This is a genomic window from Streptomyces griseoloalbus (assembly GCA_014650015.1).
GTDB classification, from domain to species: domain Bacteria; phylum Actinomycetota; class Actinomycetes; order Streptomycetales; family Streptomycetaceae; genus Streptomyces; species Streptomyces griseoloalbus.
Genome location: BMUD01000022.1, coordinates 1 through 23,090 on the forward strand (window position 1 = coordinate 1; position 23,090 = coordinate 23,090).

Annotated in this window: 19 protein-coding genes, 1 tRNA gene and 1 pseudogene; 8 read left to right on the forward strand and 13 right to left on the reverse strand. The window is 73.6% G+C overall.

The genetic code is table 11. From position 1 onward, the window contains the following. Nucleotides 1-402 precede the first annotated feature (402 nt). Together IE178_RS27375 and IE178_RS27380 are read left to right on the forward strand one after the other, a co-directional pair. On the forward strand, nt 403-1,740 hold the full coding sequence (locus IE178_RS27375) for a hemolysin family protein (protein WP_184761922.1): 1,338 nt from the start codon (nt 403-405) through the stop codon (nt 1,738-1,740). Continuing rightward, nucleotides 1,737-2,762 (forward strand): hemolysin family protein, encoded by a 1,026-nt coding sequence (locus IE178_RS27380; RefSeq protein WP_184761921.1) that lies wholly within the window; start codon nt 1,737-1,739, stop codon nt 2,760-2,762. Before IE178_RS27375 ends, IE178_RS27380 begins: the two co-directional genes overlap by 4 nt. Nucleotides 2,763-2,804: 42 nt before the next feature. On the opposite strand, the gene IE178_RS36265 is transcribed toward IE178_RS27380, so the two are convergent. After that, nucleotides 2,805-2,927 (reverse strand): hypothetical protein, encoded by a 123-nt coding sequence (locus tag IE178_RS36265; protein ID WP_318280275.1) that lies wholly within the window; start codon nt 2,925-2,927, stop codon nt 2,805-2,807. 129 nt (nt 2,928-3,056) lie between these two features. Between IE178_RS36265 and IE178_RS27385 the strand changes: the two genes are divergently transcribed. From IE178_RS27385 to IE178_RS27395, 3 genes and pseudogenes are all read left to right on the forward strand, one after another. Further along, complete coding sequence (locus tag IE178_RS27385; protein ID WP_193514150.1) at nt 3,057-4,886, forward strand: thiamine pyrophosphate-requiring protein; 1,830 nt, start codon at nt 3,057-3,059, stop codon at nt 4,884-4,886. A 282-nt stretch (nt 4,887-5,168) separates the two neighbouring features. Then, nucleotides 5,169-6,518, forward strand: coding sequence for an L-seryl-tRNA(Sec) selenium transferase (gene selA / locus IE178_RS27390; RefSeq protein ID WP_193514151.1), 1,350 nt, complete (start codon nt 5,169-5,171; stop codon nt 6,516-6,518). 6 nt (nt 6,519-6,524) lie between these two features. Then, nucleotides 6,525-8,270 (forward strand): annotated as a pseudogene (locus IE178_RS27395) (SelB domain-containing protein); the annotation flags it as partial. 44 nt (nt 8,271-8,314) lie between these two features. On the opposite strand, the gene IE178_RS27400 reads toward IE178_RS27395, so the two are convergent. Beyond that, nucleotides 8,315-8,407: transfer RNA gene (locus IE178_RS27400), tRNA-Sec, on the reverse strand. Between the two features lie 68 nt (nt 8,408-8,475). Between IE178_RS27400 and selD the strand changes: the two genes are divergently transcribed. Continuing rightward, complete coding sequence (selD, locus tag IE178_RS27405; RefSeq protein WP_193514152.1) at nt 8,476-9,501, forward strand: selenide, water dikinase SelD; 1,026 nt, start codon at nt 8,476-8,478, stop codon at nt 9,499-9,501. Nucleotides 9,502-9,520: 19 nt separating this feature from the next. Here the strand turns inward: selD and fdh are convergent, their stop codons facing one another. From fdh to IE178_RS27430, 5 genes are all read right to left on the reverse strand, one after another. After that, nucleotides 9,521-12,781, reverse strand: a complete 3,261-nt coding sequence (gene fdh / locus IE178_RS27410; RefSeq protein WP_193514153.1) for a formate dehydrogenase — start codon at nt 12,779-12,781, stop codon at nt 9,521-9,523. 75 nt (nt 12,782-12,856) lie between these two features. After that, nucleotides 12,857-13,849, reverse strand: coding sequence for an NrfD/PsrC family molybdoenzyme membrane anchor subunit (nrfD, locus tag IE178_RS27415; protein WP_193514154.1), 993 nt, complete (start codon nt 13,847-13,849; stop codon nt 12,857-12,859). Then, nucleotides 13,846-14,724 carry a 4Fe-4S dicluster domain-containing protein gene (locus IE178_RS27420; RefSeq protein WP_193514155.1) on the reverse strand — a complete coding sequence of 293 codons (879 nt, stop codon included), beginning with the start codon at nt 14,722-14,724 and terminating at the stop codon, nt 13,846-13,848. Before IE178_RS27420 ends, nrfD begins: the two co-directional genes overlap by 4 nt. Before the next feature lie 57 nt (nt 14,725-14,781). Further along, nucleotides 14,782-15,882: a CapA family protein gene (locus IE178_RS27425; RefSeq protein WP_193514156.1), complete on the reverse strand. Its 1,101-nt coding sequence runs from the start codon at nt 15,880-15,882 to the stop codon at nt 14,782-14,784. 24 nt (nt 15,883-15,906) lie between these two features. Beyond that, nucleotides 15,907-16,926 (reverse strand): sigma-70 family RNA polymerase sigma factor, encoded by a 1,020-nt coding sequence (locus IE178_RS27430; RefSeq protein ID WP_193514157.1) that lies wholly within the window; start codon nt 16,924-16,926, stop codon nt 15,907-15,909. Between the two features lie 164 nt (nt 16,927-17,090). On the opposite strand from IE178_RS27430, the gene IE178_RS27435 reads away from it, so the two are divergent. Next, a complete protein-coding gene (locus tag IE178_RS27435) occupies nt 17,091-17,591 on the forward strand; it encodes an AAA family ATPase (protein WP_229875422.1) in 501 nt (166 codons plus the stop codon). A gap of 86 nt (nt 17,592-17,677) precedes the next feature. Here the strand turns inward: IE178_RS27435 and IE178_RS27440 are convergent, their stop codons facing one another. The 6 genes from IE178_RS27440 to IE178_RS27465 all read right to left on the reverse strand — a co-directional run bounded on the left by IE178_RS27440 (nt 17,678) and on the right by IE178_RS27465 (nt 22,405). Then, nucleotides 17,678-18,952 (reverse strand): putative hexosyltransferase, encoded by a 1,275-nt coding sequence (locus IE178_RS27440; RefSeq protein ID WP_193514158.1) that lies wholly within the window; start codon nt 18,950-18,952, stop codon nt 17,678-17,680. Beyond that, the gene (locus tag IE178_RS27445; protein WP_184761911.1) at nt 18,949-20,247 is read right to left on the reverse strand and encodes a bifunctional glycosyltransferase family 2/GtrA family protein; all 1,299 of its coding nucleotides are present in this window, start codon (nt 20,245-20,247) and stop codon (nt 18,949-18,951) included. The genes IE178_RS27440 and IE178_RS27445 overlap by 4 nt, the downstream gene beginning before the upstream one ends. Before the next feature lie 137 nt (nt 20,248-20,384). Beyond that, the gene (locus tag IE178_RS27450; protein ID WP_193514159.1) at nt 20,385-20,903 is read right to left on the reverse strand and encodes a cellulase; all 519 of its coding nucleotides are present in this window, start codon (nt 20,901-20,903) and stop codon (nt 20,385-20,387) included. A gap of 11 nt (nt 20,904-20,914) precedes the next feature. Next, on the reverse strand, nt 20,915-21,421 hold the full coding sequence (locus IE178_RS27455) for a SigE family RNA polymerase sigma factor (protein WP_193514160.1): 507 nt from the start codon (nt 21,419-21,421) through the stop codon (nt 20,915-20,917). A 195-nt stretch (nt 21,422-21,616) separates the two neighbouring features. Then, on the reverse strand, nt 21,617-21,967 hold the full coding sequence (locus IE178_RS27460; RefSeq protein WP_184761908.1) for a DUF8129 domain-containing protein: 351 nt from the start codon (nt 21,965-21,967) through the stop codon (nt 21,617-21,619). Nucleotides 21,968-22,027: 60 nt separating this feature from the next. Next, entirely contained in the window at nt 22,028-22,405 is a 378-nt protein-coding gene (locus tag IE178_RS27465; RefSeq protein WP_193514218.1) for a DUF6479 family protein, read from the reverse strand. Between the two features lie 304 nt (nt 22,406-22,709). On the opposite strand from IE178_RS27465, the gene IE178_RS27470 reads away from it, so the two are divergent. Continuing rightward, nucleotides 22,710-23,081 carry a four-helix bundle copper-binding protein gene (locus IE178_RS27470; protein WP_193514161.1) on the forward strand — a complete coding sequence of 124 codons (372 nt, stop codon included), beginning with the start codon at nt 22,710-22,712 and terminating at the stop codon, nt 23,079-23,081. Nucleotides 23,082-23,090 lie beyond the last annotated feature (9 nt).

The window sequence follows — 23,090 nt, forward strand, 5'->3', positions numbered from 1 at the left end:
CACCACCCCCCAGGTCATGCCTTCGACAGGGGGACACAGTCATGCCGGGCCCGGAGGCCAGCGGCCCCGTTGCAGGACCGCGGAAAACATAACGGGGGGGGAAGCCCGCGGTGAACACACTCCGGGCAGTAGAATCTCTACAGTAATGTAGAGCGGCGGGTGCGTCGCAGACGGTCACCCGGGCGCGTGTCCGAGCCGGTCCGGCCGGCCGCACCGGGCGTCATGTGACCGCCGTCCCACCCGGTCCCGGGAACATGAACCCGGCCGGAAGCGTTCGCACATCCGTACACCCAGCAAAGGAGCCCACCCCTTGTCCGCCAGATCGACGGACCCCCCGGGGCACAGTCCCCGACCATCCCGCCAGGCAATCACTGAGCACGGCACGCGGCGGGATGGTGTTCGATGAGTGCCGCGAACGCCCTCCTGGGCCTGCTGGCCGTCTTCGTCCTGACCGCCGGCACCGGGTACTTCGTCGCCCAGGAATTCGCCTACGTCTCCGCCGACCGCCTCGCCCTCGCCCGTGAGGCCGCGTCCGGGGACCGCAAGGCCGCCCGCGCCCTGAAGGTGCTGGAGCGGCTGTCGTTCATGCTGTCGGGCGCGCAGCTCGGCATCACCGTGACCGGACTGGTGGTCGGCTTCATCGCCGAGCCGTCGGTGTCCGCGCTGCTCAGGCCCGTGCTGTCGGGGCTGGGCATCCCCGACGCGGCCGTGAGCGGTATCTCGGTCGTCCTGGCCTTCGTGCTGGCCACCGTCGTACAGATGGTGCTGGGCGAGCTGGCCCCGAAGAACCTCGCCATCGCCGTGCCGGAGCGGCTGGCCAAGGCACTGGCCGCATCCACGCTGGCGTATCTGAGGATCGTCGGCCCGCTCGTGCACATCTTCGACGCGGCGGCGAACAGGCTGCTGCGCAGGGCCGGTATCGAACCGGTGGAGGAGCTGCACCACGGCGCCACCCTGGAGGAGCTGGGCCACCTGATCGGCGAGTCCCACGAGCGGGGCGCGCTGCCGAAGGACACCGCGGCCCTGCTCGACCACGCCCTGGAGTTCTCCGACCGGACGCTGGACGAGGTGATGGTGCCCCGCGTGGACGCCGTCTTCGTCCGCAAGGACGCCACCGCCGCCGAAGCGGTCGACCTGATCGCCGAGCACGGCCACTCCAACTACCCGGTGCTCGGCGACCACCCCGACGACGTCGGCGGTGTCCTCGGCGTGGCCGAGCTGATGCGCCTGCCCGCGGACCGCCTGACGGCCACCACGGCCGGCGCGGTCGCCCGGCAGCCGCTGCTGCTGCCGGACACCCTGCCGCTGCCCGACGCCGTGACCCGGATGAGGGAACGCGGCGACGAGTTCGCGGTGGTCCTGGACGAGCACGGCGGCCTGGCCGGCATCGTCACCTACGAGGACATCGCCGAGGAACTCGTCGGCGACATCGCCGACGAGTCCGACACCGTCACCGAGGTCGCCGTCGCGGACGGCGCCGGCTGGCTGGTCGACGCCGGCCGCCGGCTGGACGAGGTGGCCGAGACCACCGGTGTCGGGCTGCCCGAGGAAGAGGACTACGACACCGTGGCCGGCCTGATCGTCGACCGGCTCGGCCGCTTCCCGGCCATCGGGGACCGGCTCACGCTCACGCTGCCCGACGGCGGCACCGCCGTGATCGACGTGCGCACCCTCGACCGGCACGTACCCGACCGCGTGCGCATCCAGCGACTGGCTCACGAGACGCAGGAGCAGGCATGAGTTTCCCGATGGCGCTCTTCGTCACCGTGCTGCTGCTGATCGGCAGCGGGTTCTTCGTGGCCGCCGAGTTCGCGCTGGTCGCCGCCAAACGCCACCGCATGGAGAAGGCCGCCGCCGAGGGCCGGCGCGGCGCCAGGGCCGCCCTGGCCGGCATGCGGGAGCTGTCGCTGATGCTGGCCGGCGCCCAGTTGGGCATCACCGTGTGCACCCTGGGCCTGGGCTCGGTGTCCAAGCCCGCGATCTCGCACGAACTCGACCCGATACTGCACCGTTTGGGCCTGCCCGGTGCACTCAGCTACGGCATCGCCTTCGCCGTCGCCATGATCGTGGTCGTGTTCCTTCACATGGTCGTCGGCGAGATGGCTCCCAAGTCATGGGCCATCGCCCACCCCGAGCGGTCCGCGATGCTGCTCTCGCCGCCCTTCCGGGCCGTGGTGAAGGCCGTACGCCCGCTGATCCGGCTGCTCAACGCGGTGAGCAACGGCCTGGTACGGCTGTGCCGCGTCACCCCGCGCGACGAGCTGGCCTCGGTGCACAACCGGGAGCAGCTCACCCACCTGGTGACCGAGTCCGAGCGGCTCGGCCTGATCAGTGAGACGGACTCGGAACTGCTGACGCGTTCGCTGACCGAGCCCGAGACCCCGGTACGGGAACTCCAGGTACCCGCCGACGAGATCATCTCGGTCGACGGCGGCGCCGATCTCGACGAGATCCTGAGGGTGGCCGCGGCGCGCGACCGTACCCGGCTCCTGGTCCGCGAGCAGGACACGGTCCTCGGCTCGGTGCACGCCCGTGACGCCGTGGTGGCCCGCGCCCGCGCCGGGGGACGTCCCACCAGCGCCCGCGCTCTGGCCCGCCCGGTGCCCGAGCTGCCCGAGGACGCCACGGTCGCCGACGCGATCGACCTGCTGCGCCGCCGCAGGGCCTCGCTCGCCGTGGTCCGCGACGACTCCGGCCGGCTCACCGGCATGGTGAGCCTGGACGATCTGCTGGCCCGCTTCCTGCAGCCGCAGGCGGCGTAACGGCGATCACCGGCCCCGGGACCTGTGGGTGGGGTCCCGGGGTCAGTCGTTCATCAGGGGGCGTCGCTCGTCGTGCCGGGCGAGGGCGCGCCGGATGCCGGGCTCGTGGAGGCCGGTCCGGCGGGCGAGCTCGACCATGGTGACCACCGGTGGGCCGGACCTCATGACCCGGGCGGGGCCGCGGTCCCGACGTTTGTGCCGGGCACCGCACGGAACCCGGCACCTCCCCTGGCAGCGTGATGCGCGGCCGACCGAACGGACGCGTGTCAGCGGAACGGAAGGTCGATGGCCGGCATGAAGGTTTCCGATTACATCCTTCAGCGCTTGCGCGAGTGGGAGGTGGACCACGTCTTCGCCTATGCGGGCGACGGCATCAACGGTCTGCTGGCGGCATGGGGACGGGCCGACGACCACCCGCGGTTCATCCAGTCCCGGCACGAGGAGATGTCCGCCTTCCAGGCCGTCGGCTACGCCAAGTTCTCCGGCAAGGTCGGCGTCTGCGCGGCCACCTCCGGGCCCGGCGCGATCCACCTCCTCAACGGCCTGTACGACGCCAAGCTCGACCACGTTCCCGTCGTCGCGCTGGTCGGGCAGACCAACCGCAGCGCCATGGGCGGCTCGTACCAGCAGGAAGTCGATCTGCAGAACCTGTACAAGGACGTCGCCTCCGAGTTCTGCGAGACGGCGATGGTGCCGGAGCAACTGCCGAACCTCATCGACCGCGCCATCCGCACCGCGTACGCGCGGCGCACGGTCACCGCGGTCATCATCCCCGCCGATGTCCAGGAACTGGACTACAGCCCGCCGACGCACGCCTTCAAGATGGTGCCGTCCAGCATGGGACTCGGCCGGTACGCCCCGGTCCCCGACGACGCCGACATCGAACGGGCGGCCGACGTGCTCAACGCCGGTGACAAGGTCGCCGTCCTCGTCGGACAGGGCGCCCGCGGCGCCCGCGCCGAAGTGGAGGAACTGGCCGACGTCCTCGGCGCCGGCGTCGCCAAGGCGCTGCTCGGCAAGGACGTGCTCCCCGACGACCTGCCCTACGTCACCGGAGCCATCGGCCTGCTCGGCACCCGTCCCTCCTACGAGCTGATGCAGGGCTGCGACACCCTGCTGATGATCGGCTCCAGCTTCCCCTACACCCAGTTCATGCCGGAGCTGGACCAGGCGCGGGGCGTGCAGATCGACATCGACCCGCACATGATCGGCCTGCGCTACCCCTTCGAGGTGAACCTCGTCGGGGACGCGGGCGAGACGCTGCGCCGGCTCCTCCCGCAGCTGCGCCGCAAGAAGAAGCGGCCCTGGCGCGAGAAGGTCGAGAAGAACGTCGCCCGCTGGTGGGAGGTCATGCAGCGGCGCGCCGCCGTGGACGCCGACCCGGTCAACCCGGAGTACGTGGTGCACGCCCTCGACGGCAGGCTCCCCGACGACGCGATCGTCACGGCCGACTCCGGATCCGCCGCCAACTGGTACGCCCGCCATCTGCGGCTGCGCGGACGGATGCGCGGCTCCCTCTCGGGCACCCTCGCCACCATGGGACCCGGTGTGCCCTACGCCATCGGCGCGAAGTTCGCGCACCCGGAGCGCCCCGCCATCGCCCTCGTCGGCGACGGCGCCATGCAGATGAACGGCATGATGGAGATGGTCACGGCCGCCAAGTACTGGCGGGAGTGGGCCGATCCCCGCCTCGTCGTGGCCGTCCTCAACAACCATGACCTGAACCAGGTCACCTGGGAGATGCGGGCGATGTCCGGAGCACCGCAGTTCGAGGAGTCGCAGCACCTCCCCGACCTGCCGTACGCCGAGATCGCACAGCGGATCGGGCTCGAGGGGGTGCGTGTGGAGAAGCCGGATGAGGTCGAGGCGGCCTGGGACCGGGCGCTGACGGCCGACCGGCCCTTCGTCATCGACTTCCGCACCGACCCGGCCGTGCCGCCGATCCCCCCGCACGCCGAATGGGACCAGATCCAGGCCGCGGCCTCGGCCGTGCTCCAGGGGGACAGCGACCGCGCCTCCGTGGTCAAACAGGGCCTCAAGGCCAAGGTGCAGGAGATGCTGCCCGGCTCCCGCCACCGTGCCGACCGCCCCGGCGCGGGAGCCGGCGACAGCGCCGGCGGGTGAACCGGCGCAGGCGGCCGGGAAGCGCCCCCGACGGACCGGGCTCCTGCCGCCCCGCCCCGACCGTGCGACCCCCGGGAGGCGTGGGCGGCTCCTTCGGGGACGGCACGCTCGCCCGGGCCGGCCTCCGGACCGCGGGGGAGTCCCGCGTCCGCCGGGAGGACCCAAGGCCCCCGCTGGTGAGATGCCGTCCCGATGGTCCGGCGTGTCGTGTTTCCGGCCGGAAGCACTGGTGGACGATGAGGGACCGGCCGGCCGGGAGCCGGGCCTGAACGGAGGAGTCGGGTGGAACAGCGGACCGCGCCTGAACCGGACGACGAGAAGGCGCCGCGACGAGCCGGCGCGGACGTACGGCGGCGGATTCCGCGTACCGACGCCGTACTGCGCGATCCACGCCTGCTCCGGGCGGCCCGCCGGCTCGGCACGGGACAGGTGAAGTCGGCGGTCCACCGGGCACAACAGCGGGCGCGTGAGGGCGCCGTGCCGCCGGACGCCGTGGCCGACACGGCCGTGGCCCTGCTGCCGCGGTCGGTGAGCGGACTGCGGCCGGTGATCAACGCCACCGGCGTGGTCCTGCACACCAACCTCGGCCGGGCCCCGCTGTCCGCGGCGGCCCGGCAGGCCGTGCGGGAGGCCGCCGGACCCACCGACGTCGAACTGGATCTGGACTCCGGCGTCCGGGCGCGCCGGGGCCGCACCGTCCTGGCCGCCCTGCGCGCCGCGGTGCCGGCCGCCGCCGCCGCGCACCTCGTCAACAACGGGGCCGCCGCACTGGTCCTGGCCGCCACCGCCCTCGCCGTGGGCAGGGAGATCGTCATCAGCCGGGGGGAACTGGTCGAGATCGGTGACGGTTTCCGCCTGCCCGACCTGCTGGTCTCCACGGGCGCCCGGCTGCGCGAGGTGGGAACCACCAATCGCACCACGGCCGCCGACTACGCCGAGGCCATCGGACCGGAGACGGCCTTCGTGCTGAAGGTGCACCCCTCCAACTTCCGGATCACCGGGTTCACGCACGCCCCGGGCGTCGGCGAACTCGCGGCACTGGGCGTCCCGGTCGTCGTCGACATCGGGTCCGGACTGCTGGCCCCGCATCCGTTGCTGCCCGGGGAACCGGACGCGCGGACGCAGTTGACGGCGGGCGCGGCGCTGGTCACGGCGAGCGGCGACAAACTGCTCGGCGGACCGCAGTGCGGACTGCTCCTGGGGCGCGAGGATCTGATCGGCGCCCTGTCCCGCCACCCGCTCGCCCGCGCCCTGCGCGTGGACAAGCTGACCCTGGCGGCCCTGGAGGCGACCCTGACCGGCCCCGCGACCCCGACCGCCGAGGCACTCGGCGCCGACCCGGCACGGCTGAGGCACCGCGCCGAGCGGCTCGCCGCGCGGCTGAAGGCCGACGGCATCGACGTACGCGCCGTGGCCACCTCGGCGACGGTGGGCGGCGGCGGAGCACCCGGCGTGACACTGGCCAGTGCCGCGCTGTCGCTGCCGGAGAGGTACGCCGCGGCCCTGCGCACCGGACCGGTCCCCGTGGTGGGGCGCCTGGAGGCCGGGCGGTGCCTGCTCGATCTGCGGGCGGTGCCGGCACCGGACGACGATCGGCTGGCCGAGGCGGTCCGGTCGGTCGAGGGGAGGTAGGGCGACATGCGGGTGCTGGCCACCGCCGGGCACGTCGACCACGGAAAGTCCGCCCTGGCCCGGGCGTTGACCGGGATGGAACCCGACCGGTTCGAGGAGGAGCGGCGCCGCGGCCTGACCCTGGACCTCGGCTTCGTGTGGACCCGGCTCCGCCCGCCGGACGGTGAGCACCTGGCCCTGGTCGACGTGCCGGGCCACGAACGGTTCGTCGCCACCATGCTGGCCGGCGTGGGCCCCGTACCGGCCGTGCTGTTCGTGGTGGCCGCCGACCAGGGCTGGCAGGAGCAGTCGCAGGAACACCTGGAGATCCTGGACGCCCTCGGAGTGCGCCACGCCGTGCTCGCCGTGACCCGCAGCGACCTGGCCGATCCCGGGCCCGTGCGCGCGGACGCCGCCGCACGCATGGCCGCCACCTCCCTCGGCGCGGTGCCGTCCGTCGCGGTGAGCGCGGTGACGGGCGCCGGACTGGAGGAGCTGCGCGGCGAACTCGCCGCGCTGGTCCGCGCGTTGCCCGTTCCGCCCGCCGACGCGGACGTACGCCTGTGGCTCGACCGCGCGTTCACCGTGCGCGGTCACGGCACGGTCGTCACCGGCACCCTCGGCGCGGGCACCCTGCGCGTCGGCGACCGGCTGGTGACGGGGGACGGCGCGACCGGGCTGCGGGTACGGGGACTGCAGTGCCTGCGGGAGGACCGGACCGCCGTCGGCGGCGTGGCGCGCGTGGCGGTCAACGTGCACGGGGCACCCGATGCCGTACTCGGCCGCGGACAGGTGCTGTTGACGCCGGACCGCTGGCTGCTCACCTCGACCGTCGACGCCCGTGTCACCGGGACGCCCGTCGAGGACCTTCCCCGCGAGGCCACCTTGCACATCGGTACCGCCGCGGTGCCGGTGACCGTCCGACCGCTCGGCGAGGACACGGCCCGACTGACGACGGCTCGGAGGCTGCCCCTGCGGATCGGTGACCGGGCGGTGCTGCGCGAACCCGGTGGGGGCCGGCGCACCGCGTGCGGCGTGACCGTCCTGGACGTCCGGCCGCCGGAGCTGACCCGGCGCGGAGCGGCCCGGGCCAGAGCGGCCGCACTGGCCGGCATGACCGGCCGCCCGGACGGCGCGGCGGAACTGCGACGGCGCCGGCTCGTCCGCCGCTCGGAGCTGGAGGCCATGGGAGCACCCGCCCCCGTGCCACCCGTCGCCGGGGACTGGCTGGCCGACCCCGGGCACTGGGCGGCCCTGCGGCACCGGCTCGGCGCCGAGGTGGAACGGCACGCGGCGCGGCATCCGCTGGACCCCGGGCTGCCCACCGAGGCGGCCAGGAGGCTGCTCGACCTGCCCGACCGGGCCCTGGTCGACGCGCTCGCCGACGTCCCGGGCACGGTACCGCTGCGCCGCGGCCAAGGGCGGCTGCACGGACCCGGACAGGCGGGGCCCGTCCTTCCGCCCCCGGTCAGGGCAGCCGTCGACGCCCTGCGCGAGGAGCTTCGGCACTCGCCCTTCCGCGCCCCGGAGGCCGGCCGGCTGGCCGAACTGGGCCTGACCCGCAGGGAGCTGGCCGCCGCCGTCTCGGCCGGTGCGCTGCTGCGGGTCGCCGACGGCATCGTCCTGCTGCCGGGAGCGGACGCCCGCGCCGCCGCCGTACTGCGCGGTCTGCCCCAGCCGTTCACCCTCAGCCAGGCCCGCCGGGCCCTGGACACCACCCGCCGGGTGGCCGTACCGCTGCTGGAGTTCCTCGACGAGCGGGGCTTGACCGAGCGGGTGGACGAGCGGTGCCGGCGCTGCCGGGACGACGCGGAGAACGGAGGCGGACGGGAATCGAACCCGCCTGCCCGAGATCCTCGGGCACCTCGGTTTTGAAGACCGGGAGGGCCACCAGGCACCCACACGCCTCCATCGCACGCCCAGGCTACCGGCTCACCCACCGGGACACCCCGACCCGACCCACCCTCAGGAGCCACGTATGCACCTCTCGTCCGACACGCCCGTACGCCTCACCCGGTTCGCGCACGGCGGCGGCTGCGCCTGCAAGATCCCGCCCGGAGAGCTGGAGGACGTGCTGGGCGGTCTCTCCGGTCCGGTGCCGGCACCCGGTGACACCCCGCTGCTGGTCGGGACGGCCACCGGGGACGACGGTGCCGTGGTCTCCCTGCCGGCGCGCGGCGGCACCGCGGCCCGGGCCGTGGTCGCCACCGCCGACTTCTTCACGCCCGTCGTGGACGACCCCTACGACTGGGGGCGCATCGCCGCCGCCAACGCACTGTCCGACGTGTACGCGATGGGCGGGCGGCCGCTTGTCGCCGTCAACCTCCTGGCGTGGCCGCGTGACGTCCTGCCCTTCGAGCTGGCGCGTGAGGTGCTGCGCGGCGGGCTGGACATCGCCACCGAGGCGGGCTGCCACGTGGGCGGCGGGCACAGCGTGGACGACCCGGAACCCAAGTACGGGATGGCCGTCACCGGCCTCGCGGACCCGGACCGGCTGCTGCGCAACGACACCGGCCGCGCGGGTATGCCGCTGTCGCTCACCAAGCCCCTCGGACTGGGCGTGCTGAACAACCGGCACAAGGCCACCGGCGAGCGGTTCGAACAGGCGGTGGCCACGATGGTGACGCTCAACCGGGACGCCTCGGCCGCGGCCCTGGCCGCCGGCGCGGTCTGCGCCACCGACGTCACCGGTTTCGGCCTGCTCGGCCATCTGCACAAGCTCGCCCGCGCCTCGGACGTCACCGCGGTGATCGACACCGCGGCCGTGCCCTACCTCGACGGGGCCCGGCAGGCGGTGCGGGACGGCTACGTCAGCGGTGGCACCAGGCGGAACCTGGAATGGGTGGAGCCCTTCACCGACTTCGGGTCCGCGGACGCAGGCACCCGTCTGCTCCTGGCCGACGCCCAGACCTCGGGCGGGCTGCTGGTGGCGGGCGAGGTGCCGGGCGCCCCGGTCGTCGGGGAACTGGTCCGCAGGGGCGCGCACTCCGTCGTCCTGAAGTGAGCCGACGGCGCCGCGCCGCTCACGGTTCGGTACCGGTGTGCTCGTCGATGCCCGCCCGCTCCCGGTAGGCGCGCACCAGCTCCGGGGCGGCCGGGCCCCTCGGCCGGCGCCCCGGCCGGATGTCCACGGCGAACGCCTTCGCCTCCTGGATGTGCGTGTTGGGGTCGAGGGACAGATGCAGCAGCTCATTGGCCGCGTCCCCCGTGCTGTAGCCGTTCGGGCCCCAGTGGTAGGGCAGCCCCACCTGGTGCAGGGTGCGGCCGTGCACGGTCAGCGGCGGCACGCGGTCGGTGACGAGCACCCGTGCCTCGATGACGGCGCGGGCGCTGACGATCGTCGCCCAGCCGGTGTGCTCCAGGCCGCGCTCGGCGGCGAGCTGCGGTGACACCTCGCAGAAGAACTCCGGTTGCAGCTCGGCCAGATAGGGCTGCCAGCGGGACATGCCGCCCGCCGTGTGGTGCTCGGTGAGCCGGTAGGTGGTGGCCACGTAGGGGAACACCTCGGTGCCCGGCTCGCCGCCGCTCGGCTGGTAGCGGTTGTCCGGGTGCGGTGGCGGCAGATGCCGTACCGGGTTGCGCTGCCTGCCGTACAGCAGGTTGGGGAACGGCGAGTCCTGCGGCTCGTAGTGCGCCGGCAGCGGTCCGTCGGTGAGTCCGGACGGCACATACAGCCAGGCCTTGCCGTCCTCCTGCATGATGAACGCGTCGGTGCCCGACAGCGCCTCAGGCCCGGTCGCGTCCTTCGGGGGCCGGTGGCCGGGGGCCTTGTCCTTCGGGAAGTCCGGCACGTCGTGACCGGTCCACTCGCCTCGCTCCGCGTCCCACCACACCAGCGCCTTGCGCTCGCTCCACGGCCTGCCGTCCGGGTCGGCGGAGGCCCGGTTGTACAGCACCCGGCGGTTGGCGGGCCAGGCCCAGCCCCAGTCGGCGGCGACCCAGTTCTGCTGCTCGCCCGGTGTGCGGCGGTCCGCCTGGTTGACGCCGTCGGCGCGGACACCGCAGTAGATCCAGCAGCCGCACGAGGTGGATCCGTCGTCCTTCAGCTGTTCGGAGCTCGCGAGCGGGGTGCCCTCGGCGTCGCGTCCGTTGATCTCGGCCAGGACGGCCTCGGCATCCGGCTCGGCGTGCTCGCCCACCGTGGGGTAGTCCCAGGTCAGGTCGAGCAGCGGCCGGTCCATCGGGTCGGTGGACGCGGCGAGTTTCCGCCGGATGATCCGCCCGAGGTGGAAGGTGAACCAGAGGTCGCTGCGCGCCTCACCGGGAGGCTCGACGGCCTGGTGGTGCCATTGCAGCAGGCGCTGGGTGTTGGTGAAGCTGCCGTCCTTCTCGGTGTGCGCGGCGGCCGGCAGGAAGAACACCTCCGTGCCGATGTCCTCGGTGCGCAGCTCGCCCGTCTCGATCTCCGGTCCGTCCTGCCACCAGGTGGCCGACTCGATGAGGGAGAAGTCCCGCACGACGAGCCAGTCCAGGTTGGCCATGCCCAGGCGCTGCAGCTTGGCATTGGCGGAGCCGACCGCGGGGTTCTCACCCATGAGGAAGTAGCCCTTGCAGGTGCCCTCCAGTTGGGCCATGACCGTCTCGTACGTGGAGTGGGAGCCGGTCAGCCGCGGCAGGTAGTCGAAGCAGAAGTCGTTCTCCTCGGTCGCCGCGTCACCCCAGTACGCCTTGAGCAGGCTCACCAGGTAGGCGCGCATGTTGCCCCAGTAGCCCTTGCGCGCCGCGTCCGCCCGGACGAAGGCGTCCAGGTCCTGCCGGTGGTGGGCGTGGGGCATCGGAATGTACCCGGGCAGCAGGTTGAACAGGGTGGGGATGTCCGTCGAGCCCTGGATGGAGGCGTGTCCGCGCAGCGCGAGGATGCCGCCGCCGGGCCGGCCGATGTTGCCGAGCAGGCTCTGCAGCACGGAGGCCGCGCGGATGTACTGGACGCCGACGGTGTGCTGGGTCCAGCCGACCGCGTAGGCGAAGGCGGTGGTGCGGTCCCGTCCGGAGTTCTCGGTGACCAGGTCGCACACCTGGCGGAACAGGTCCTGGGGGACACCGCAGATCCGTTCGACCATCTCGGGCGTGTAGCGGGCGTAGTGCCGCTTGAGGACCTGCAGGACGCACCGGGGGTGGGTCATCGACTCGTCGCGTTCCGGTTCGCCGCCCGGGGTCGTGGGGCCGCCGGAGCCGTGGGACTCACCGCGCGCGGCCTCCGAGACGCTGGGGGCGGCCCCGGTGCGCTCATCGAACCGCAGGTCCCGCCGGCCGGAGGAGGCCTGTACCGAGGTGCCCCGGTACTGCCAGGTACTCGGGTCGTAGCTGCGGCTGTCGGCATCGAGCCCGGAGAAGACACCGTCGAGATCCTCGGTGTCGCGGAAGTCCTCCCGCAGCACCACCGGCCCGTTGGTGTAGGCGACCACGTAGTCCCTGAAGTACGCGTCGGTGCGCAGGACGTGGTTGATGATCCCGCCGAGGAAGGCGATGTCCGAGCCGGCCCGCAGCGGTACGTGCACGTCGGCCAGGGCGCTGGTGCGGGTGAACCGCGGGTCGACGTGGACCACCTTCGCTCCGCGGGCCTTGGCCTCCATCACCCACTGGAACCCGACCGGATGGCACTCGGCCATGTTCGAGCCCTGGATGACGATGCAGTCGGAGTGCTGCAGGTCCTGCTGGAAGGTGGTCGCGCCGCCGCGGCCGAACGAGGTTCCCAGACCGGGAACGGTGGAGGAGTGTCAAATACGCGCCTGGTTCTCGATCTGCACGGCTCCGAGCGCGGTGAACAGCTTCTTGATGAGGTAGTTCTCCTCGTTGTCGAGCGTGGCCCCGCCCAGACTCGCGATGCCGAGGGTGCGCCGGGTGCGGCTCTGCTCGACCTCCCACTCCCAGCCCGCCCGGCGGGCCTCGATCACCCGGTCGGCGATCATGTCCATCGCCGTGTCGAGGTCCAGGCGCTCCCAGGTGGTGCCGTGCGGGCGGCGGTGGAGCACATGGTGCTCGCGCGCCCCGCCGGTGGTCAGCTGCAGGCTGGCGGCGCCCTTCGGGCACAGCCGGCCGCGCGAGACGGGGGAGTCGGGGTCGCCCTCGATCTGGGTGACACGCCCGTCCTCGACGTACACGTTCTGACCGCAGCCGACGGCGCAGTACGGGCAGACCGACTTCACGACCCGGTCCGCCGTGGCGACCCGGGGCGTGAGCCGCGCGCTCGCCCCGCTCTTGGCGGCTGCGCCGCGGCCCAGCGGGTCGGTGCCCTTGAGCTGGCGGTAGACCGGCCAGGAATCGATCCACGTGCGTACGCCCATGACGTCTGCCCTTTCCGGAGCACCGACCGCCGTGGCGGAGTACCCCACTCCTCGCAGCCCATTCCTGATCACCCACTACGGCCGGCCGTCACCGTCCCGTGACCGGGCCTCCAGCCGCTCCCGCTGCGGTACGACCGTGTACTTGGGATCCTCGGCCGAGGCCACACCGGCGTGGAACACGGCCAGCCGCATGGCCGTGGAACCGGCCAGCAGGGCCGTACCGGCCAGGACGGCGCGCGCCCGGCCACGCCGGCCCGCGCACACCGCCAGTGCGGCGCCACCGGCCGTGAGCGCCTCGGCGGCGCGCAGCATCGCCCGCGGCCGGCCCTCCTCGTACGGTTCGGCCACCAGTCCGAGGCGCCGCTTCATCAGCTGGAAGGCACCCAGTTCGAGCACGGCGCCCAGTACGGCCATACGGCGCGCCGGGCCCGTCTCTTCGCCCGGCGCCGCGACCAGGGCCAGACCGGCCGCCGCGGTGGCGCCCGAGCCGGCGAACACGAAGGGCAGGTCGCGCCGGCCGCCGTGCCACGCCGGCACGGCGGTGTCGGAGACGAGCACGGCGGTGTAGGTCGCCACCGCCGGACCCAGGGCGGCGGCGGACGCCGTGGCGGCGGCGCCCACGGCCCGGTACCGGCCCGCGACATCGGCGGCGGCCGCGGCCATCGTGAGCGGTGCGTAGCCCGCCAGCAGCCACGACCCCAGGTTCATCGGGGACGTCGGCTTGACGACGCGGAGCATGTTGAGGAAGCGGGAAGGACGGCCCAGGTCGTGCACGAGCGCCGCCAGGGAGAGGGAGATCGCCCCCGCCGCCCCCAGTTTCGCCGTGCGGGCCAGCGCGGGCCGGGCGGTGGCGTCCGCCCCCGCGGCCAGCAGCGAGGACGCCCCGGCGAGGCCGCCGAGGGCGAGGTAGCCCGCGATGTCCAAAGGCCTCCAGCGGGGCCTCTTGAGGATCGGCCGACCGTAGTACGAGGCGAACTCCGCGTCCGGGACCACGGCCTGCTCGCCGCGTCCGCGGCGGCGGCGACGGCGCCCGGCGCCCTCCACCGCGTCCCGGGGGGCACCGCTCATCGCGGCCTCCCGGCGAAGCTCACGACGGCCAGCGCGGCGAGCGAGGCGGCGGCCGCCGCCGCGTGCCGCCACATCGTGGGCAGGTCACGGGTGGAGACGACCGGATCGGGCGGCAGCCCGTACACCTCCGGCTCGTCCAGCAGCAGGAAGAACGCGCCGTCGCCGCCGACACCGTCCTCGGGGTCCTCGCCGTACAGGCGTGCGTCGTCGACACCGGCCGCCCGCAGCTGCGCCACCCGGTCCGCCGCACGCTCGCGCAGCTCCTCCAGGGGGCCGAACTGGATGGAATCGGTCGGGCAGGACTTGGCGCAGGCGGGTTCCATGCCGACGCCGAGCCGGTCGTAGCACAGGGTGCACTTCCAGGCGCGTCCGTCGCCGGGCCGCTGGTCGATGACGCCGTACGGGCAGGCGGTCACGCAGTAGCCGCAGCCGTTGCAGATGTCCTCCTGCACGACCACCGTGCCGAACTCCGTGCGGAACAGTGAGCCGGTCGGGCACACGTCGAGGCAGGCGGCACGGGTGCAGTGCTTGCACACGTCGGAGGACATCAGCCAGCGCAGCTCGCCGTTCCCGGGAGCGGGGGCGAGATCGCGGGCCGCGTCGAAGACGTCGACGTCGCCGGCCCCGGACGCCGCGCCGCCCAGCGGCCTGCGCTGCTCGACGAAGGCCACATGCCGCCAGGTGTCGGCGCCGAGGCCCTGGGTGTTGTCGTACGACATGCCGGTCAGCTCGAGGCCGTCCTCGGGGATCGCGTTCCACTCCTTGCACGCCACCTCGCACGCCTTGCAGCCGATGCACACCGAGGTGTCCGTGAAGAAGCCCATGCGGGGCGGGGGATCGGTGTGCCCGGCCGCTCGAGCGATGTCGTCCGTCATGCGGGGACCTCCTGCCTCAGCCTCGCACGGGTGCCGCCGGCTCGCGCGGCGGAACGGTCACCGGGGGACGGGCGGTGGGGCGAGGGTGAGCGTGCCGTCGGGGTCCAGGGCGATGGGAACGTCACTGATCCGGTCGAGCGTCTCCCGCAGCCACGCCCGCTCGTCGTCCGCGGCGGCTTCGAGCCGCATCCGCCGCGCCCGCAGCGGCACCATGCGCAGCCCGGCCGTCCGCCCGGTGTCCGCGGCGACCGACGCCAGATACGCGAGCCGGAGGTCGTCGCGGTACTCCTCGTAACCGGAGATGCCCTCGTAGTCGTCCACGAAGTCCCCACAGCCGTACAGGATCAGGCGGCCGCGGTACATCTCGACCGGGCGGGGGTGGTGCGAGGAGTGGCCGTGGACGACGTCGACACCGCCGTCGACCAGCGCGCGGGCGAAGCGGATCTGGTTCCGCGGCACGCGGTAGCCCCAGTTCGAGCCCCAGTGCACGGACACGACCGCGATGTCGCCCGGGCGTTTCGTCCGCCGCACCCGGTCGACGACGACGGCGGCCGTGGTGGCCGACGGCTCCGGGAGGTACGCCACACCGGACCGCTCGGCCGTCGCCGTCCAGCTCGGCGGGATGCCGCTCGACATCGTCCCCAGGGCGAACACCAGCACCCGGCCGCCCTCGACGGGGACCACCGCGGGCGCGTACGCCGAGTCGGCGTCCCGGCCCGCGCCCGCCGCCCGCAGACCCGCGCCCCCCAGCGCGTCCAGCGTTTCCCAAAGACCCGGGCGGCCGAAGTCCAGTACGTGGTTGTTGGCCAGGACGCAGACGTCGGGCCGGGCCGCCGCCACAACGGGCACATTGGCCGGGTGCATCCGGTAGTGCACGGCCTTCCCGGGCGCGAACGCGTCACTGCGCGTGACGGAGGTCTCCAGGTTGATGATCCGCGCGTCCGGGGCGGCGTCCTCGAGCAGCCGCAACGCCTCGCCCCACGGCCACGCGAACGGAACCGGGCGGGGAATCGGGCCGCTCACGGCCTCCGCCAGCTCCACGTAGTCGCGGGCGTCCCGGACGAAGCCCTCCCTCAGCGCGGGATCGCCCGGATGCGGAAGGATCTGGTCGACGCCACGCCCGGGCATCACGTCGCCGCACAGGAACAGCGTCACCATCCCGGCCACCCAAGGTCCGCGACGTCAGCCCGCCCACGCGGCCGGCCGGTCCCGCGTCTCGGGGGCCCGCAGCCGGGCGAGTGATTCCTTCTCCAGCTGTCGTACGCGCTCACCGGTCAGGCCGACCTGCTTCGCCACCTGCCCCGGAGTGCGGGTCCGGCCGTCGTGCAGGCCGAAGCGGAGGCTGAGGATCATCGCCTCGCGGGGCTCCAGGACACCGATGGCCTCCCGCAGCTCCTCGGCGAGCGCCCGGTACTCGGCGACCTCCGGCGCGCGCAGCACCTCCGTGTCGGGGATGAGGTCGCCGACCACGGTCTCGCCGGTCTCGTCCACCGGCGTGTCCGAACTGACCGCGTCCCGTCCGACGCGACGCAGCCGGCCGACCCTGTCGACGGCGAGACCGCTCTCCCCGGCCACCTCCTCGGTGGTGGGCTCACGATCCAGGCGCAGTCGCAGGAGCCGCTCCACCCTGGCGAGTTCGCGCAACTGCTCCACGACGTGCATCGGCAGCCGCACCGTACGGGCGTGCGCCGCCAGGCCGCGCTCGATGGCCTGGCGGATCCACCAGGTGGCGTAGGTGGAGAACGTGAAGTCCCTGGTGGAGTCGAACTTCTCCACGGCCCGGATCAGCCCCAGGTTGCCCTCCTGGATGACATCCAGGAGCGGAAGTCCGCGGTGGGTGTGGCGCCTGGCCATCGACACCACCAGCCGGAGGTTGGCCCGCACCATGTGGTCCTTGGCCGCCTGCCCGTCCCGTACCGCCTCCTGCGCTTCCCTGCGCCGCCGCGGCATCAGTTCGCGACCCGCGGACTCGGCCCGCCGCATCGCCTCCAGGGCCTGCTCACCGGCCTGCATGCGCTGCGCCAGCCGTACCTCGTCCTCGGCGCCGAGCAGCGGGGTCGCGGCGATCTGTCTCAGGTACTGGCCCAGCAGGTCCGGTTCCTCGTCGGGTTCGGGGATCCGGCTCCGCAGCCGCGCGGTGCGCGCGGAGGCGCGACGGTCCCCCAGGGAACCCGCTGTGGGAGCTTCTGCGTGGGGAGACATCCCGCGTTCCTCCCTCGTCCCCGTAGGGCCTCGTCCCCCGTACGGCCTCATCGCCGGAGGGACCCTTCGAGTACCCGAGCGGGTGCACCCGAACCCGCGGGCCGGCGAGCCGGACCCGGTGACGGTCACGCTTGCCGGGAGCAGGCACGGGTACGCGGATCACCGTGGCATCCGACCGACCACACCGCGCACCGGCGGTGCCGGACGTGGCCGTCCTCGTGGGGCTCCAGGCGTCCGGGAAGTCGACGTTCTGCGAGCGGTGTCTGTCCGGGCGCTACGAGCCGGTCGGCAAGGACCTGATGCCCCGGGCGGCCCGGCGCAAGCAGGACCGGCAGATGCGTCTGGTGGACGAGGCGCTGAACTCCGGGAGATCGGTGGCGGTCGACAACACCAATCCGTCCCCCGGGGAATGGCGGCCCCTCATCGCCGCCGGGCACGCCCACGGCGCGACCGTCACCGCGTACTGGTTCCCGCCGGACCTGCCGGGCTCCCTGGCGCGCAACGCCCTGCGGCAGGGGCGCCACCGGGTCCCCGACATCGGGATCCACGCCACCGTCAAGCGGTTGCGCCGCCCCTCCCGCGCGGACGGATTCGACGCCGTCCGCGAAGTACGGTTCGACGGCCGCGGCGGATTCCGGGTGCGGTCCCTGACCCGGGACGGCTGACGCCCCGGCACTCACCGCGCGTCGCAGGCGGGGCGACGACCCGGGTAACCCGTCGTCGCCCCCCCGTTGACCCTGAGGGCCGCGGCCTACGGCACGCCGAGCTCGAACAGGACGTATCCCGCGTACGACCCGGAGGCCAGGGCCGCCGTGCCCAGCACCGTGGCCAGCGAGGGCCACTTCAGCCGGCGCATGGCCAGCGCGAGCGGGATGAACAGCGGGAACAGCGGGAGCAGATAGCGGGAGACGTTGCCGAAGTACTGCTGGGTGGCCATCACCATCAGGTACGACAGCACCGTGTAGACGACGAGCACGGCGGGTGGGCGCAGCCGCAGCAGCAGCACCGTCAGCACCGGCACCAGCAGCACCACCCCGACCCCGATCGTGTCCTCCAGGGGCATGGCGAACAGGTAGTCGAAGTGCCCCACGGGCACGGAGGTGAGCACGTCGAGGGTGTGCCGGCCGTAGTCGAACTTGTGGGCCCAGGCGCCGTCCTGGAGCTTGTTGTAGCCGCCCCAGTCGCCCATGCGGTATCCGACCCAGCCCAGGTAGCCGGCCGCGCCCAGCGGGGCGATCACCACCGCGATCAGCGGGCGGCGTATGCCCTCCTCACGCCGCCACACCGCGAGCAGCCCGGCGACGGCGAGCGCGGCGACCAGGGTGACCGCGGTGGGCCGGGCCAGTCCGGCGGTGAAGGTCAGCACCCCGGCGGTGAGCCAGCGGCGGGTCATCACGGCATAGCAGGCCCACGCGGCCAGCGCCGTGTACACGGACTCGGAGTACACCGCCCACTCCGCGCCGGAACCGGGCCACACCGCCCACAGGCCGACGGCGACCAGACCGGCCCTGCGCCCCCCGAGCCGGGCGGTGACGGCGTAGATGCCGAGCGCCGCGACGAAGGAGAACACGACGGACACGGCCATTCCGGCGCCGTACGGGCCGAGCCCCGTGACCTCCGAGACCATCCGCATCAGCGCCGGGTACAGCGGGAAGAACGCCGCCGAGTTGCCCTTGAGGGTGATCAGTCCGGTGGCGCCGGGCACCGGCTCCAGCGCCGGGTCGTAGCCGTGCAGGGCGATCTGCTGGTACCACCAGCCGTCCCAGCTGCCCAGTACGTCCCAGGTGTGGGCGCCGCCACCGAAGCGCGGATGCTTCTCGCGGAAGTCGCCCGCCGAGTCCAGCAGGTACATGAACACGGCGAAGCCCACGGACTTCAGCACGCCGTACATCGCGAGGACGGGTCCGTAGTGCGCGGCGGCGCGGCGCAGCCGCTCGCGCGGGGCCGGGGAAGCCGGCGGGGGAAGGTCGGGCTCGGGCGCGGATGTCGGGGCCGGGCCGGCCTGGCTTGTCCCAACGGTGGTCATGAGGTGGAGGGTCCTGTCGAACGGCGGGAGCGGTGGCCGGGGAACACCCAGGCCCGCAGGAGGAGGAAGCGCAGCAGGGTGGCGGCGAGGTTGGCGGCGATCAGCGTCAGCAGCTCCACGCGGGGGCCGGCCCCGGGCGCGGTGCTGTGCAGGGCGGCCAGCGAACCGCTGGTGAGGGTGAGGCCGACCAGGAAGGCCACCAGGCCCTTGAGCTGGTGGCGCAGCACGTCGCCGCGGCCCCGCACCCCGAAGGTGAGCCGCCGGTTCGCGGCGGTGTTGGCGACGGCGCTGGCCAGCAGGGCGAGCGCGTTGGCCGCCTGGGCGCCCGTCGCGGGCCGGAGCATGCTGTAGAGCAGCAGGTAGAACAGCGTGCTGGCGACGCCGACGGCGGCGAAGCGGAGCAGCTGGGGAACCAGGGCGGGCGGCAGCCCCGCGGCCTCGTCGAGCCCTTCGGCGCGGCGCAGTGCGGCCAGGGGCAGCCGCCCGCCGGCCAGCGCACGCCCGAGCCGGGCCATGCCGCGCAGGTCCGCCAGCGCCGTCGCCAGGATGTCCACCCGGCTGTCGGGGTCGTCCACCCAGTCCACCGGGACCTCGTGGATGCGCAGCCCGGCCCGCTCGGCTATCACCAGCATCTCCGTGTCGAAGAACCACTCCCGGTCCTCGACCAGCGGCAGCAGCCGCTCGGCGACGTCCCGCCGCACCGCCTTGAAGCCGCACTGCGCGTCCGAGAACCCGACGGCGAGGGTGCCGCGCAGCAGCCCGTTGTAGCAGCGGGAGATGAACTCCCGCTTCGGCCCGCGCACCACCGTGGAGCCGCGGGCCAGCCGGGTGCCGATCGCGATGTCCGAGTGCCCGGAGATCAACGGGGCCACCAGCGGCAGCAGGGCCGCGAGATCGGTGGACAGGTCCACGTCCAGGTAGGCGAGCACCGGGGCGGACGACCGCGACCAGGCGGTGTGCAGGGCCCGGCCGCGCCCCTTCTCGGCCAGCCGTATCCAGTCGGTCCCGGGCAGCTCCCCGGCCAGGCGCTCGGCGATCCGCGGGGTGCGGTCCGTGCTGGCGTTGTCGGCGATGGTGATCCGGAAGGGATAGGGGAAGGTTTCCGCGAGGTGCGCGTGGAGCCGACGGACGCAGGGCTCCAGGTCGTTCTCCTCGTTGTGCACGGGCACGACCACGTCCAGGACGGGTGCCGGGTGGTGCGCCGGCAGCGGCGCCCGGCGCGGCAGCGCCACCAGGGCCGCGGACGTGGCGGATGTGCGGCGGTCGATCGGTGTCGACCGCCTCGCGGTTCTCATGACGGGATCACGGTCTCTTTCCGGCGTACGGCAGGGCAGGGGCCCCGGTGGGGGCATGCCTCGGGCGCCCGAGGTGGGTGGTCGGGTGGAACGGCCGGGGGCGGGGTCGCCCACGGGCAGGGTCGGCGGTGCGGTCGCTAACCGCTGCCGGCCGATGCGTCACCGGCCGAGGCGGAGGGCCCTCGCGCCGGCTCCGTCGACGGTGGGGCGGTCGGCGGCAGGGAGGAGACCGGAGGAGTCCGGGGTGTCGTCGTCCGGCTGCCGGCGCCGGGCGTGGCGGACGGCGGGGGAGAGGTCGGCGTGCCGCCGTACCCGGGTGCCGTGGTGCCGGACATCGTGGTCCCGGGCGTGCTCGTGGGTGGCTGGGACGTGCTCGGGGCGGACGTCGTCGGCGTCGGGGGTGCCGGGGGCGGCGTCGGGCTGGTCGCCGGCAGGGGCCGGTGGTCGGCGGGCCGGGAGCCGGTGGCCGGCAGCAGCGCCAGCCCGATGCCGAGCCCGGTCACCGCGAGCGCCGAGCCCCCGGCCTTCCACAGCGTCCGGGACCGGCGGCGGGCCCGGATGCCGTCGTACAGGCGCCGCCGGCTCTCGGGCGCGAAGGGGGCCTGCTGCCGGGAGTCGCGCATCATGCGCGTCAGCTCCCGCTCGAAGTCGTCCATCGCTTCTCCCCTCACCTCACGGGCCTGACGGAGTCGGACAGGATCTGCCGCAGCCGCGCCACTCCACGCGACGCGTGGGAGCGGGCGGTGCCCACCGGACAGCCGAGGGCCTGTGCCACCTGGCTCTCCGGCAGGTCCTCGCAGTAGCGCAGCACCACCGCGGCCCGCTGCCGGGGCGGCAGCAGGGCCAGCGCGGCCTCCAGCCGCGAGCGTTCCGCGACGGCCGAGGAGAAGTCGCCCGGTCCGGGCCGGTCGGGCAGTTCACCCATCGGTCGCTCCCCCCACCAGCGCCGCCGGGCCGAACGGGCGGCCATCCGCACCAGGATCTGGCGCACATAGGCATCGGGGGCCTGTTCGGCGACCTTCGGCCAGGCGAACCACAGCTTCACCAGGGCCTCCTGGACGAGGTCCTCGGCGCGCTGCCGGTCGCCGCCGGTCAGCAGCCGCGCGACATGGAGCAGCGTCGACCAACGGGCGGCCACGAACTCGTCGAAGCCGTCGGCCCGAAACCGCTCCATTCCCACCGCCCCGCGTTCGAACAACCTCTTGCACCTCAGACAAAGACTCTTGGCCCCGCGAAACGATGCACCGAAGCGCTGTGATCCACCTCACCTCGCACACGCGTAGGGGCGGGTCGTGCCCCCACGACCGCGTCGGAAGCGGTCGAGGGGAGCGCGACCCGCCCCTGTACGGCGGGCGGTGGCCGGTCCTGCCTACGTACGGTCACCCTTCGGCTTGCCCCGCTGGTCCGGGGTGCCGTGCGGCGGCGGGCCGAACGGCTGCGGCGAGGTCGCCGGTGAGACCGGGGACCCGGCACGGCCGGTGCCCTGCTCGGGGCGCAGCGCGTCCGGGTCGCCGGAGGTCGGCTCGGCGCCCCCGCGCAACTGCTCCAGCCGGGCCGTCAGCAGTTCGGTCACCGGAACCCGGTCGGCGTGCGAGCGCTCGTAGGCCAGCAGCTCCTCGACCTCGTCCGCGGACAGCGAGCGGACGCGGCTCTCCAGCCCGCCGAGGGGCAGATGGTCGTAGTCCGGCAGCGGCAGGGTGTTGCGGGCGGGATCCGCCATGGTTCTCACTTCCCTGTGTACGACGTTGCGAGGGCGTCGGTGGCCCGGGGGAGCGGACGGTCAGTGGCGGCCCGGACCTCCGCTGCCGAACCCCCCGCTGCCGCCCTCGTCCCAGCGCGGCCGCTCCTGCGACGCGCTCGTGCGGCTCCCGGCGTTGCCGTGGTCCTTGAGCTGGTGCGGTGACAGGCGCTCGTCGCTTCTGGGCATCTCGTCCGGCTCCCGCCGCTCCCGGACCTCGTGGACCGGGCCGCCCTCCGGCATCCGGGGCTGCTCATCGGGCCGGGGCCGGCGCACCGTGCTCTTCCTGACCCGGCGGCTGCCGAAGACGAACATGCCGATCAGCAGCGCCAGGACCACCACACCCGCCACTATGAGTCCGGCACCGAGGGCGCCGCGGCCCGCCGCGAGGTCGGCCGTTTCCATCCAAGAGGTGTTCATCATGGCTCGCGGGTACCCCCGGTCCTGGTCACGAACCGGCTCACCTCGCCGTGACGCACGCGGCGTCCGGGTGCGGTTCGCCTCGCGGATCCCCTCGTCGTCCGCGGCCGCCCCTCGATGTCGGGGCGCCGGGCGGACGCCGCACAGAAGCCCCATCGGATGCTTCGTTCGAGGCCTGTTCGTCTTCGCCGTCGCTCTACTGCTCCACGGCCGGCCCGCGGGCCCCGGTCGGGCCCCGGGAAGCCGTGCGGAACCCGTGCGGGCACCGGGTTTGACCGCCGTGGCCGCGGCTACCCGCTGCGGTGTGACGACGACATCGCAGCAGGAGCTGTTCCGGTTTCTGGAGGACCGTTTCGCCTGTGCCCAGGCGTGCACCGAATGCGCGCGGGCCTGTGCGATGCGGGCGAGTCTCGTGGACCCGGACGGCGCCGAGAAGCAGGAACTCGTACGACGCAAGGGCATCCTGTGCGCGGAGGTGTGCGACGCGACCTGCCGGGTGCTGTCCGAGCAGAACCAGGTGGACGAGGCGACCATCCGGATCCAGGTGGAGTGGTGCCGGCAGGTGTGCCTGGAGAGCGCGCAGACGTTCGACGAGCACTCCGGGGCGGAACAGGCGGCACAGGCGTGCCGCGCCTGCGCACGGGCCTGCACGGAATTCCTCGCCACCTTGAACTGACCGGCCGAG

Coding starts and splice junctions, on each gene's coding strand:
- IE178_RS27375 (WP_184761922.1), top strand. CDS start 403: ATGAGTGCCGCGAACGCCCTCCTGGGCCTGCTGGCCGTCTTCGTCCTG.
- IE178_RS27380 (WP_184761921.1), top strand. CDS start 1,737: ATGAGTTTCCCGATGGCGCTCTTCGTCACCGTGCTGCTGCTGATCGGC.
- IE178_RS36265 (WP_318280275.1), bottom strand. CDS start 2,927: ATGAGGTCCGGCCCACCGGTGGTCACCATGGTCGAGCTCGCCCGCCGG.
- IE178_RS27385 (WP_193514150.1), top strand. CDS start 3,057: ATGAAGGTTTCCGATTACATCCTTCAGCGCTTGCGCGAGTGGGAGGTG.
- selD (WP_193514152.1), top strand. CDS start 8,476: ATGCACCTCTCGTCCGACACGCCCGTACGCCTCACCCGGTTCGCGCAC.
- nrfD (WP_193514154.1), bottom strand. CDS start 13,849: ATGAGCGGTGCCCCCCGGGACGCGGTGGAGGGCGCCGGGCGCCGTCGC.
- IE178_RS27420 (WP_193514155.1), bottom strand. CDS start 14,724: ATGACGGACGACATCGCTCGAGCGGCCGGGCACACCGATCCCCCGCCC.
- IE178_RS27425 (WP_193514156.1), bottom strand. CDS start 15,882: ATGGTGACGCTGTTCCTGTGCGGCGACGTGATGCCCGGGCGTGGCGTC.
- IE178_RS27430 (WP_193514157.1), bottom strand. CDS start 16,926: ATGTCTCCCCACGCAGAAGCTCCCACAGCGGGTTCCCTGGGGGACCGT.
- IE178_RS27440 (WP_193514158.1), bottom strand. CDS start 18,952: ATGACCACCGTTGGGACAAGCCAGGCCGGCCCGGCCCCGACATCCGCG.
- IE178_RS27445 (WP_184761911.1), bottom strand. CDS start 20,247: ATGAGAACCGCGAGGCGGTCGACACCGATCGACCGCCGCACATCCGCC.
- IE178_RS27450 (WP_193514159.1), bottom strand. CDS start 20,903: ATGGACGACTTCGAGCGGGAGCTGACGCGCATGATGCGCGACTCCCGG.
- IE178_RS27455 (WP_193514160.1), bottom strand. CDS start 21,421: ATGGAGCGGTTTCGGGCCGACGGCTTCGACGAGTTCGTGGCCGCCCGT.
- IE178_RS27460 (WP_184761908.1), bottom strand. CDS start 21,967: ATGGCGGATCCCGCCCGCAACACCCTGCCGCTGCCGGACTACGACCAT.
- IE178_RS27465 (WP_193514218.1), bottom strand. CDS start 22,405: ATGAACACCTCTTGGATGGAAACGGCCGACCTCGCGGCGGGCCGCGGC.